Here is a 14,003-nt window from a genome sequence, read left to right as displayed (position 1 = left end):
TGGGTTAAATAATCCAGATAATTGCACAGCCTTTCCTGTCTAGTTAGAAAGGCTTTTTAATTTACCCCTTAATTAAACCTGTGTATTGAGCAGTAATTTCTAATCAACATAGATTTTAATTTTTATTCTTAAATTTTTCCAGAATTGACTGATAGCTATAAATAAGTTAGCTGCGTTATTCTCTTAGGTTGTTGGCCGTTAATTTGCTGTAGAGGCTTTTTGAGTAAGTTTTTGCTGCTGATAACCAGTAGTTTACTCGCATTTTCACAAATTGAGGTATGTTTTCTGCTTTTTTGTTAAAAAATGTTAAAAAAAATTTGGTGATTCAGCTAACTAACTATACTTTAGCACTTAAATCATTAACTAACCTATTTTCACAATTATGAAAAAACTTCTACAAAGTTTGTTCATACTTATGTTCGTTGCTGTAACAGCAATGGCACAAGATCGAACAATCACTGGTACAGTTACTTCAGTAGAGGATAAATTACCTATCCCTGGAGTAAGTGTAAGATTAAAAGGCACACAATCTGGTGCTGTAACAGATGCTGGCGGTAAATACGCCATCAGAGTAAATTCCAACAATGCAGTTTTAGAATTCTCATTCGTAGGATACACCGCACAAAGCAAGGCAGTTGGCTCGTCAAGTACGATAAATGTTGCTTTAGTAGGCGATGCTACATCGCTAAATGAAGTTATTGTTGTTGCTGCTGGTTTAACAGCAAGTAAAAGATCTCTAGGAACAGTTAACACAACTATTAAATCAGATCAGTTAATCGGTGCAAAACCAGTTAACGTTGCGAGTGGTTTATTAGGTAAAGTTGCTGGTTTGCAGATTAATGGAACTGGAGGTGGAACTAATCCTAACTTCCGTGTTGTATTAAGAGGGCAAAGATCATTAACAGGAAATAACGAGGCTCTTGTTGTTTTAGATGCGGTTATTGTTCCCAATGCTGTTTTAGGAAACTTAAATCCTGAAGATATCGAGAGCGTAACGGTTTTAAATGGCGCAAGTGGAGCTGCTCTTTATGGTTCTGATGCATCAAACGGAGCTTTAATTATTACAACTAAAAAAGGTAAACAAGGTAAGTTGGAAATTAAAGCACAACAAAGCTTAACTGTTGAGCAAGTTGCATTTTTTCCTAAATTACAAGAGCAATTTGGTGGTGGTTCTGATAACGATTTAAAAATCTATTTAGGCTATGAAAATCAACAATACGGCCCTGCTTTTGATGGTGTACCAAGAGAAATTGGTTTACCTTTAGCTGATGGTACAGTTAAAACAAGTCCTTACCAATGGGGTAATGATAAATATGATTTTTGGGATAATGGGTTAACCAGCCAAAGCGATTTATCTCTTTCTTCTGGTGATGAAAAAGGAACTTTGTTTATCTCAGGTCAATATGTTGATGTAAGCGGTACGCTTCCAAAAGACAGGTTTAATAAGGCCAATGTTCGTTTTAACGGAAGTAGAAATTTATTAAAAAACCTATCTACTTCATTCGCATTAAGTTATGCGCAAAACCGTTACGATCAAACAACTTCTACAGGTTTTTATGATCAAATGTTACAGAGTCCAGGTAACTTGCCAATTACTTCATTAAAAGATTGGAAGAATGATCCGTTTGCAGATCCAAGTGGATATCCAAATGCTTATTACACCAACCCATATTTTAGTATCGATAACTTCCGTGAAAAATTAAGAAATGATTATTTTACTGGAAGCTGGGATTTAAAATATAGCCCTGCGAAATGGGTAGATTTAACTTACCGTGTTGGTTTTAACTCACGTAATACATCAGGAAAATCTTATTCTGATATATATAAATTTAACGACTATATCAAAACTAGACCAGAAGTTGGTGCTTACAAAAAAACAGATATCGTTGGTGGTGTAACTGATAACTCGTTATACACAGCACGTATCACGAATGAATTTCAGGCTTCGTTTAAAAAAACAGTAAACGATTTTAACTTTAACTTAGTTGCTGCTGCTTTTTTACGTCAAGATCGTACAAAATCTCTTGATGCTTCTGTAAGTGGATTGGTTCAACCTGGTTTATTTAACTTAAATAATAGTACAAATACACCTACAGCTAACGAATCAAACTATCTTGCTCGTCAGCAAGCTATTTATGGTTTATTAAACATTAGCTATAAAAACTATTTGTTCTTAAGTGCAACAGCCCGTAACGATTGGGATTCGCGTTTATCAGCAGCAAATCGTTCTTTCTTCTATCCTGGAGGTAACATCTCATTTGTGCCAACAGATGCGATTCCTGCAATGAAATCATTTAAAGCGCTTGATTATATGAAAATCAGAGCGGGTTTATCTAAGGTAGGTCTAGTTAACGTAGGTGGTGCATCGAATACTTTAGGTGCCTACCGTTTAGATGCAACATTTAATCAAGGTTCTGGTTATCCATACAATGGCTTAGGCGGTTTTACATTAGGTAACAGTATTGTATCTCCTAACATTACACCAGAGTTTACTTATTCTTTCGAGGTTGGAACGGATTTATCGTTCTTTAAAGACAGAATTAATGCAGCTTTTACTTATTACAAAACTAAAACTAAAAACCAAACCGTAACTGCAGCAGTTGCAAATTCATCAGGTTATACTTCGTATCTTTTAAATGCTGGTCAAACAAGTAGTAAAGGTTTTGAAACTACTTTAGCATTTGTTCCAGTTAAGACTTCAAACTGGACAGTAACTGTAGCGGGTAATTATGCACACTACAATAACATGGTAGATGAGTTATTAGCAGGTATCCCTAGCATTAACTTATCTAACACTACAAATGCTGGTTCTTATGGTATTGCTGGACAACCTTTCCCAGTTTTACAAGGTAGATCATACAACAGAGATCCTCAAGGTAGAATTATTGTAGATCGTACAACTGGATATCCTTCTGGAACTTCAACATTAAATATTTTTGGTAACGCTGCTCCAAAGGATATTTTTGGAATTAACTTAAGTGCAACTTTCAAAGGAATCACCATGACAGCATTGGCTGAATATCGAGGTGGTTATTCGGTTTACAATGGTATCGGACCAAGTAGTTTAGATTTCAGTGGTGCGGGTATTAACACGGTTGCTTACAACAGAGAGCGTTTTGTGATTCCTAATTCATCTTACTTGGATCCTGCTACTAATACTTACGTTCAAAATACAAACATCACAATTAAAGATGGTGGACCAGGTTATTGGACAATCGGTGGCCCTAGAACGAATATTGATGAAAACTACATTACTTCAGGTAACTTCTGGAAAATAAGAGAGATTACCTTAGCATATGATTTTCCTAAATCAATCTTGGCTAAATCTAAATTCATTCAGGCTGCAAGAATTAGTGCACAAGGACGTAACTTATTCATCTTCCTTCCAAAAACTAACGTATATACTGATCCAGAATACAATAGCAACTCAACTACTAATAGTGGAAACGGAGTTGGTTTAAATGGTACACAAACGCCTCCTTCACGTTATTATGGCGCTACTCTATCACTTACTTTTTAAAATAGAAATTATGAAAAAAATATATATATTATTTTTTGCAGCTGTAGTCGGTGTTTCTTTATCGTCTTGCAAAAAATATCTAGATGTTAATGTAAACCCTAATCAGGCTACTTCTGGTACTCCTGAATTAGTTCTACCACAAGCAATTACTGCAGTTGCTAACCTAACATGGGGGCAAACTATAGGTTTAACAAATGCAAATACGAGTTCTTCTTTCAACTTTTATGGTTCACAGGCTGTAGGTTATCTTGCAAACGGAGGTGGTGTTAGTGGTTGGGGAGCGATCATATCTTATGATTATGCTTCTACAGACCAACAAGCTTTGTGGAATAACTCTTATGATGTTGCTACTGATATTCAGTATGTAATCGATAACACTGAAGGCAAAGCTAATTATGCTCAGTTTAATGCTGCTGCAAAAGTTATGAAAGCTTACACTTTCCAAAGACTTGTAGATCAGTACGGAGATTTACCATATTCGCAAGCGTTAAAAGGTGCTGCAAGTGTTACACCTGCTTATGATAAAGCTACTGATATTTACAAAGCTTTAGCTGACTTATGTGATGCTGCTATTGTGACTTTCAAAGCAAATCCAACTGCTGCTTCACTTTTCAAATCATCAGATCCTTTATTTGGCTCAAGCTCAACTACAGCAATTGAGATTACTAGATGGATTAAATTTGCTAACACACTTAAATTAAGATTGATTTTAAGAGGCGGTAGTAAAGTTGCATTTACTAACAAAACTTTTGATGCAGCAGGATTCTTAGATGAAGATGCTACGGTTAATCCTGGTTATGTTAAATCTAGCGGTAAGCAAAATCCAGCTTGGAATGCATTTGCTTATTCATTCGCTGGTGCTGCGGTAGGAGCAGGTGCACAATATGTTCCAACTCCATTTATCATGGGTTTCTACAACGGTACTAAATTAACCGATCCAGCTCGTGCAAATGTTGTTTATAAATCTGGTATTACTACAGCTACAAATCAATTGGGTAACCAATTAGCTACTGCTGGTCGTGGATTGGTTCCAAACTCGTGGTTTAGAGGTACGAGCTCTACATCTTACGAATCAATAGGTATTTTCAAAGGACCTGATGCAGCTGCACCATTATTTTTATTAGCTGATAGTTACTTCTTGCAAGCTGAAGGTGCTTTAACTGGTGTTACTACTGGTACACCTTTAACACTTTTCAACTCAGGTATTCAGGCATCTTTCAGGTATCTTTACAAAAACAGTACAGGTGCGGTTACTGCAGGAAAAGATCCTGTTGCTGATGCAACAGCATACCAGGCAGCTAATGCAACAAAATATATTGCTAATTACGGTTTAGCGGTTGGGCAAGCTCAACAGTTAGAAGCTATAATTACACAAAAATATATTGCATTAAACTTCCTTTTTGGTGATGAAGCTTGGAATGAATATAGACGTACAGGATATCCTGCAAGTAATTCTGATATAAACGCGGCGACACCTGCACAAACAATTGTTTCAATTGCTGGTGTATCAACTGCTGCAGACAAATTACCTGCTAGATTACTTTATCCAAGTACAGAATTTACTTATAATGCTGCAAATGTTCCAACAGGCATTAACAAGTACACAAGCAAAATATTTTGGGCTAGATAGGAGCGGTAATTTTAAATTTAAATATTAAAGAAATGAAAAGAATATTTCAAAATATAGCAATCTTATTGATGGTGGTAACGCTTAGTTCTTGCCTTAAATCAAAAGACTTAATCGGACCAGATGCACCTAATAGCATAGGCGCAATCATCGAGTTTGATAATCCTGATTATATTGCGTCTGGATCATTAACGGCTAGTGTTAAATTAGCTCGTTACCAGTTAACTTTACCTAAGGGAACTGCCTCACCATTAAAAATTAGAGTTAATTATGTAGGTACTGGTAAACCAGCAACTTCTGATGTAACTGTAGGATTAGGTGTTGATGCTGCTGCATTAACTTTACATAATACTCAGGCAAGCAGAACTTATACATTATTACCTGCTGCATGGTACGTAATGCCTGCAAGTGTTGTAATTCCTGCCGGCCAAGCTGGTGTGGATATTACAATTCCAATTAATACAAATAATTACGTTACTGGACAAACTTATGCAATACCTTTAAAAATCACTTCTACCTCTCAAGGTACGATTAGCGGTAATTTCGGGGCAATAATTGTTGCAGTAGCAGCTCAATAATTAAATCTTCTTTTTAAGAAGTACCAGCCAGGCAATCTTAGATTGTCTGGCTATTTTTTTTAGAAAAATCTGCTGAAGTTAAAACAAGATTAGAATTAATAGCGGGAATGGTGAATTCTCAGGGGTATTTGTCATTTTTAAATCATAAACTATTATAAAAATGTTAATTATCGTTAAATAAATATTTCGTGGGTTTATATTTAACGCTTTATTATAAACTAATTAATAATTAACTTAAATTTCATGAAAAAACTTCTACAAAGTTTGTTCGTGTTGATGTTTATTGCGATTACTGCATTAGCTCAAGAACGAACAATTACTGGTACAGTTACATCTAAACAGGATGGTTTGCCTTTACCAGGGGTAAGTGTCAAAATCAAAGGTACTACTAAGGGTACCATTACTTTATCTTCAGGGAAATTCTCAATAGCAGCGGCTGGATCTTCAGCAGTTTCATTAGAGTTCTCTTATCTTGGATATATTACTCAAACAATCGCTATTGGAAGCTCTAACTCTATCAATGTTGCTTTAGTTGAAGATACTAAATCTTTAACCGATGTAGTTGTTGTCGGGTATGGTACTCAATCTAAGAGGAATGTAACTTCAGCCCGAGTTGGTGTTACGTCGGAAGAAATTAAAGATCAGCCTGTTCCTAGTGTGGCTCAAGCGCTACAAGGAAGAATGGCGGGTGTACAAATTTCGTCTGGCTCAGGAAGACCTGGTGCGCCTATTGCAATCAATATTCGAGGTAGATCATCTATTACGGCTGGTAATAACCCCCTTTACGTTGTAGATGGAGTTATCTTACCTAGTAATAGTGGTAGCACTCCTTCGACTGCAGGTGCTGGAGTATCTGCTTTAGCAAATATTAACCCAGAAGATATCCTTTCTGTAGATGTGTTAAAAGACGCTGCTTCTGCAGCAATTTATGGTTCGCGCGGTTCGAATGGTGTCGTTATTATAACAACAAAAGGTGGAAATAAAAGTGGAAAATCAACAATCAATGTATCCGCATACACTGGTGCACAATCGTTAACGAAAACTCGCGATTTATTAAACGCATCAGAATACAGACAGATGTATAACGAAGCTAGAGTCAATGCAGGGCTTTCGACATTATTCACGCAAGCACAGATTGATAATCCTAATGCAAATGTAAACTGGTTAGACGAAATCATTAGTGATAATTCACGAACAAACAATCTTCAATTATCCATTGCTTCTGGCGCAGGAGAAAAAACACAATTTTATACTTCATTAAACTATTTCGATCAAGATGGAGCACTTAATTTTGGTGGATTTAAACGTTATGCCTTGAGAACAAATGTTACACATGACATTAATAGCTTTATTAAAGTTGGTAGTAACTTAGCTATCTCCCGTTCATACAGACAAGAATCTCCAGTAGATAATAGTATCTATTCTCCATTCCCACGTGCTTTGGTAGCAAGACCAGATCAGCCGATTTATAATGCAGACGGTACTTTCGCAGCTAATGATTATAATAACCCATTACATATGTTCCAATCTGTGAACTATGTAAACCTGTCGAATATTTTTAACTCAACTTTTGCTGAGGTGAAAATTTTGCCAGGATTAAAATTCAGATCAGCAGTTGGTATCGATTACACTTATGTAGATCAAAGAACTTATAACCCTATTACTTCACTTTCAGGACAAGGTTCTAATGGTTCTGGTTCTTCTGGCTATGTTCAAACAGAAAATTATCTGACTACACAGACATTATCGTATAACAAAAACTTATTCGATAATCGTTTAAATATCGATGGTACAGCAGTTTACGAATTCCAATGGAACAATCAATCAAATAATAGAGTTGATGGGTCTAATTTCCCTTCTGATTTAACTCCATATGTTACATCTGCAGCACAAATTACTGGTGGAACAGCGAGCTTAACATATTTTAAAATAGAATCGATGTTGGCTAGGTTAAATATGGCTTGGGAAGGTAAATACCTTTTAGGTGGATCAATCAGAAGAGATGGTTCTTCTAAAATTCCTGCTAAAGGTAGATATGGATACTTCCCTTCGGTTTCAGGTGGTTGGATTATCAGTGAAGAAGATTTCTTAAAAAACAACAACACAATTAGCTTCCTAAAATTAAGATCAAGTTATGGTTCTACTGGTAATCAGGAAGGTATTGGTAACTTCACATCTAGAAGATTAATTGGTGGTGGTTTCAACTATAACGATACACCTGGTTTCGCATTAAGTACAATTGGTAGCCCTGATTTGAAATGGGAAACTACTAATCAATTCGATTTAGGTTTAGAATTAGGCTTATTCAACAATAGAATTGATATTTCAGCTGATTATTTCAATAAAAAAACTAAAGACTTATTGTTGAATCGTCCCATCCCAAGCACCACTGGTTTCAATACAATACTAGAAAACATTGGTAGCCTTGAAGGACACGGTTTTGATTTCCAGGTTTCAAGTAAAAACTTTGTTGGCGCGTTTAAGTGGAATACCTCATTCAACCTTTCTACTTACAACAACAAAGTAACTTCGCTTTATAACGATCAGCCTATTGATGGTTCTTTTGCAACAAGAACAGCTGTTGGTCAGCCGCTTGGCGCATTTTTCTTAATCAAGTCGCTAGGGGTTGATAGAAATACTGGAGATATGCTTTACGAAGATATCAACGGAACAAATACAATAACTGGTGATGATAGACAATTTTTAGGTAATCCACTACCAAAATTCTACGGTGGTATCACTAACAATTTCTCTTACAAAGGATTTGATTTAAGTGTCTTTTTCCAATATTCATATGGTAACGATATCTATAACTTAGGTGCTGAAGGTACTGGTGGTTGGGCTAGTTTAGGTGGCGTTGTTTCGGCGACTGCTCCAGCAACTAATGTAATCAGAGATGTTTATGAAAACAGATGGACCCCATCAAACATGGATTCAAAATATCCAAGAGCTGTTGGTGGTGTAAGAGGTACTTATAACACTCAACGTTCATCAAGATTTTTAGAAGATGGTAGCTATTTGAGGTTAAAAAATATAACTTTAGGTTATAACTTACCAAAATCTGTCCTAACAAAATTACACTTATCAAATGTTCGTCTTTATGCAACAGGATATAATGTGTTAACATTTACTAAATACACTGGTTTTGATCCAGAAGTTTCTTCTGACTTTACAGTTGGAAATACAGGTGTGGATCAAGGAAGTATACCTCAATTTAAGACATATACTTTCGGGATTAATATTGGTTTATAGAAAAAATATTATGAAAAATAAAATAATTTTTGCCGCAATGGCCATTGGATTAACCGTTTTTTCTTCTTGTGAGAAACAGTTAGATGTTAATCCAGTTGCTTCTCTTTCTCCTGAAGTTGTAGGGCCAGCAGAAGCACCAAAATTGCTTAATGGTGTTTATGATGCTTTACAAGTTGGAAGTAATACATCATACTATTACTTAAGCTATGCTACAGAAGATTTATCTGCTGATAATTTAGTTTACAGAGCAACGTTTTTTCAGCATGGTGAGGTAGATAATAATGCAATCTTAACAAATAATGTTTTAGTTTCGAGATACTTTACCGGCCCGTATGCTATTATCCAAAAAGCAAACGATTTGTTGGATATTTTAAAAAGTGGATCTATACCAGAAGCTACTGCAAAACCCCTTTTAACACAAGCATATTTTTTAAGAGCATATGCTTATTACAGATTGGTTACCATATTTGGAGCAGTGCCAGTTGTGTTTAACAGAGACGTAGTTAAAGTTCCTAGAAAGTCACAAGATGAAGTATATGCGCAGATTATCGCGGATTTACAAGCTAGTATTAGCGCTGGGACAGATTTTTCAGACGCTAAATTCGCATCAATTCAGGCATCTAAAGCATTGTTAGCTCGTGTTTACCTTATCCGTAAAAATTATCCTTTAGCTAAACAATATGCTGATGAGGTGATTAACTCTGGTAAATTTCAGATTACCTCTAATTATGCGTCTATTTTTACAACTCCTTATGTTTCAACAGAGCATATCTTTAAGTTGAATTTCACCGCTACTGAAGGACAACAATCGCTCGATTTCTTCTTACAGCATCCAACTATGCCTGGTGGTGGTAGAGCAGAGCTTCCTGTAGATCAATCTTTAGTTAACGCCTATGAAGCTGGGGACACTAGAAAAGCAGCTTCAATTCAACAAATTGTTGCACCAACAGCTAACCCTGGATGGTATAGTAAAAAGTACCAAGATCCTTCTGGTAATGGCGCATTGCCTTTTTCTATTCTTCGAATTTCTGAGATGTATTTAATCTCTGGAGAAGCTCAGTTATTAATTTCTAATAACAATACGGATGCAACAGCATTATCTAGAATTAATGCAGTCAGAACTAATAGAGGTTTAGGGGCTTTGACTACAGCTGATCAACAAGCTTTTTTAAGAGAAAGACGCGTTGAACTAGCTTTCGAAGGAACTAGATGGATGGATATGAAAAGAACACCTTCTGCAACCAACCCTTCTAAGTCAATGGCAACTGTATTTTTAGAGGCAAAAGGTAGATCTATAAATGACGAACTATATCCAATACCTCAAGATGCAATAACAACAAATGATTTATTATTGCCAAATAATCCTGGATATAATTAATTCAGTATTCAGAGTTAACAACTCTATTTAAATCTAAACTTAAAGGGGTAAGCTATTATATTAGCTTACCCTTTTTGCATAAGAAATTTAACGTAAATTCATTTGTGAGTAATATTTCTTATAACCTCGCTTGCTATTCCCGCATGATTAATAAATTATGATTTTCAGGCCATAAGTTACCTATGATTTAAATTTTCAAAATGTTAGAAATAATCTTCGAGTACTAGCTGTTTTAAAAAAAATAAGGGGAGAATATTCATAAACTATAATTGAATTAATTCGCTGGAAAAGAGGGAGACTTAAACATGCTCTATTTTTTTTTGAAAAAAAACTTTAGCTAAAACGATTTATATGCAATTAAGTCGACTTAAACACTATACATTGTTTTCGTAAAGATTGCATTACATTACAATATTTTATATATTAGTTTTTAATTAATCAAACTAAACTTAAATTTTTATGAAAAAACTTCTACAGAGTTTGTTCATATTGCTGTTTATTGCGGCCACCGCATTCGGGCAAGAAAGAACAATCACAGGAACAGTTACGGGAAAGGAAGATGGTCTGCCATTACCTGGTGTAACTGTTAAACTAAAAGGCGCCACTGGTGGAACAATTACCACTGCAAATGGCAGCTATTCTCTAAAAACATCAGCTAAAGCGGGCACTTTAGAATTTTCATCAATCGGATTTTTAGCACAAAGTAGAACATTAGGAACCTCAAATGTTGTTAATGTTGCATTAGAAACAGATTCAAAAACATTAACCGATGTTGTTGTAGTAGGTTATGGTACTCAGAAAAGAGGAGAAACTACTGGAAGTACAGCTTCAGTTAGCGGTGCATCGATTGCTCAAAAACCTATTCAGAGTTTAGAAGCTGGTTTAGCTGGCAGGGCGGCTGGTGTTCAGATTACTGTTCCTGCAGGATTATTAAATACTCCACCTGTATTTAGAATACGAGGAACGAACTCTATCTCGTTAAGTTCTCAGCCACTTTTTGTAATTGATGGTATAGTAGCAACTACCGGCGACCAGGGTTTAACCGCCTCTGCCGCCAATCCATTAGCAAGTATCAATCCCAATGATATAGAAAGTATAGATATTGCGAAAGATGCGGCATCTACTGCGATTTATGGTAGTAGAGCAGCAAATGGAGTTGTATTTGTAACCACTAAAAGAGGTAAAACAGGCGCTCCTGTTGTTAATTATGATTTTTGGGTTGGATGGTCGAAAGCATATCGTTTACCAGAGTTGCTTGATGCTTTTCAATATACAGATTATAAAAATGAAGCTATTGCAAATGCAAATGCAATTCGTCCTGGTAGTGTTAACGTAACCTTCAATGGCGTTTCTCAACTTCAAAAATTTGTACTAACGAATGGCCCAGATGGCCAGCCAATTAATACAAACTGGTATGACTATGCCTATCGTACTGGAGTTTCACAAAATCACAATATGAATGTATCTGGAGGTACAGAAAGCACTAAATATTATATGGGCTTTGGTTATACCAATCAACAAGGTATTTATCAAAAAAATGATTTCAAAAGACTAAATGGCTTATTTAACGTAGATAGTAAGCTAAATAAGTTCATTACAATTGGTGGTAAACTTTCATACTCTAATGAAAAAAACTTAGCAGCAATATCTTCAGGATCATTAAATGGTGAGGCCTATGGTACAGCTGGTATAGCAAGAACCACATTGGTTAATGCACCTAACGTATCACCGTTTAATAATGATGGATCATATAACCTTGGAGCAACATTTGTTGGGCCAATGAACAACATTGTTACTGGTAACCAAGTTGGTTTCTATAATTTTGCTCAGGTGCTTTCTCTAAACAGAGAAAATAATGAGATCGATCACTTACAATCAAATGCATATTTTCAATTAACACCATTTAAATGGCTTAATTTAAAATCTATGTACGGAATCGACTACATCAATAGCGATAACGATATTTTTTATAACCCAGTTCATGGACCTGGTCAAGGTGTATTAGGAGAAGGAATAGGTGCTTTTAGAAAAAGAAAAAACTGGACCTGGACTAATACAGCTCAGGCTACCTATGAAGTTTCTCAGCACAATTTTAATTTGTTACTTGGACAAGAGCAACAAAGGAATACAGTAACTGGCTACGGTATCGATAGACAGGGCTTAACTGATCCTGCATACGATGTTGTTCAAGCAGGTTATACGCTTAACAACTCAACTGGAGCAGCTTATGGTGAAAACTACTTGTTGTCTTATTTTGGTAGGTTAAACTATAACTATGCAGGTAAATATTTTTTAAGTGGTAATTTGAGACAGGATGAATATTCTGCGTTAGGCGTAAAAAAGGGAACTTTCTGGGGTGCATCAGCTGGATGGGAGATCACTAAAGAAAACTTCTGGGCATCAGCAGGGTTAGATAAGGTTTTCAGTAGTTTTAAAATTAAAGGAAGTTACGGTAAAGTTGGTAATATTTCAGGTATTGGAGATTATGCAACATTCTCTACTTACGGATCAGCTCTTTACGGAGGTATTGCATCTTCAATTTATAGTGCAGCAGGTAACAAAGAATTAACTTGGGAAACTAGTAAGAAAACAGATGTTGGTATCAATTTTGGCGTCTTAAAAGGAAGACTTGAATTTGAAGTTGATTATTATAAAAACAACATCGATGGATTAATTCTAAATGTATCGCAGTCACCTTCAACTGGAGTTCCTTCTAGTGTTGCAACCAATATTGGCTCAATGTACAATAAAGGTTTCGAGTTTAATGTTAATGCAACTCCATTAAAATCTGCAAGCTTTTCTTGGAATAGTAATTTTAATATCGCATACAACAAAAATGAGGTTACTGCACTTGCACCAGGTTTGACAGAAATTGTAACACCTACTGGCTCTACAGCTACAGGTGAGAATGTGAACCGTTCGATACCAGGTTATTCAATTGGCTACTTATATGTAGTTAGAACAGGTGGTGTTGATCCAGCAACAGGAAGAAGAATTTTCTTTAACCAGGCTGGTAGAGCTGTAACTTATCAGCACATCGTTCCAACTGGCGCTTCACAATGGACTTACTTAGATAACGGAGCCACTGCTCCAGCAATCACTCAAGGAGCTGATGCGGTAATGTATCAGAATACAGCCCCTAAATTCTATGGTGGTTTCGATAATACATTCCGTTATAAAGGATTTGACTTAAATGTTATGCTTACTTATCAGTTAGGCTTCTATGTTTCTTATGGTACAAACGCAGGTTTACATGATCAGCGTTATTGGAATAATGCTGTTGATGTTTTAGGTCGTTGGCAAAAACCTGGTGATGTTACAAATTTCCCAAGAGCTGTTTATACCGATAACGTATCCTATGGAAATACCATTCCTTTAGATATTAACATATTCAAAGGAGACTTTGTTAAATTAAGAAACTTAAGTTTTGGATATACAATTCCACAAACGGCGTTTGGCAAAACTGGTATTAATAGACTTCGCGTATATGTAGCTGGTCAAAATCTTGCAATTATTACAAACTATCCAGGGCCTGATCCTGAAGTTTCTTCTAACGGCTCTAGCTCATCAGGACAAGGTTCTGATAGAAACTCTGGCCCTAATGCAAGAACCTATACAATGGGACTTAGTTTAGGTTTTTAACATCAA

Annotated in this window: 6 protein-coding genes; all 6 read left to right on the top strand. The window is 35.9% G+C overall.

Annotated features, from left to right (window positions below; all coding sequences use genetic code 11):
• Positions 1-382 precede the first annotated feature (382 nt).
• Positions 383-3,520 carry a SusC/RagA family TonB-linked outer membrane protein gene (locus ABD692_RS14785; protein ID WP_344768202.1) on the top strand — a complete coding sequence of 1,046 codons (3,138 nt, stop codon included), beginning with the start codon at positions 383-385 and terminating at the stop codon, positions 3,518-3,520.
• 10 nt (positions 3,521-3,530) lie between these two features.
• On the top strand, positions 3,531-5,150 hold the full coding sequence (locus ABD692_RS14780; protein ID WP_344768200.1) for a SusD/RagB family nutrient-binding outer membrane lipoprotein: 1,620 nt from the start codon (positions 3,531-3,533) through the stop codon (positions 5,148-5,150).
• 32 nt (positions 5,151-5,182) lie between these two features.
• Positions 5,183-5,725, top strand: a complete 543-nt coding sequence (locus ABD692_RS14775) for a DUF1735 domain-containing protein (protein ID WP_344768198.1) — start codon at positions 5,183-5,185, stop codon at positions 5,723-5,725.
• A 243-nt stretch (positions 5,726-5,968) separates the two neighbouring features.
• Complete coding sequence (locus ABD692_RS14770) at positions 5,969-8,977, top strand: SusC/RagA family TonB-linked outer membrane protein (RefSeq protein ID WP_344768196.1); 3,009 nt, start codon at positions 5,969-5,971, stop codon at positions 8,975-8,977.
• A gap of 10 nt (positions 8,978-8,987) precedes the next feature.
• Entirely contained in the window at positions 8,988-10,355 is a 1,368-nt protein-coding gene (locus ABD692_RS14765) for a RagB/SusD family nutrient uptake outer membrane protein (protein WP_344768194.1), read from the top strand.
• Between the two features lie 459 nt (positions 10,356-10,814).
• A complete protein-coding gene (locus tag ABD692_RS14760; RefSeq protein WP_316755018.1) occupies positions 10,815-13,997 on the top strand; it encodes a SusC/RagA family TonB-linked outer membrane protein in 3,183 nt (1,060 codons plus the stop codon).
• Positions 13,998-14,003 lie beyond the last annotated feature (6 nt).

The sequence above is a fragment of the Pedobacter ginsengiterrae genome (genome assembly GCF_039537385.1).
Classification (GTDB): Bacteria; Bacteroidota; Bacteroidia; order Sphingobacteriales; family Sphingobacteriaceae; genus Pedobacter; species Pedobacter ginsengiterrae.
This window is presented reverse-complemented; position numbering and strand designations above follow the sequence as displayed.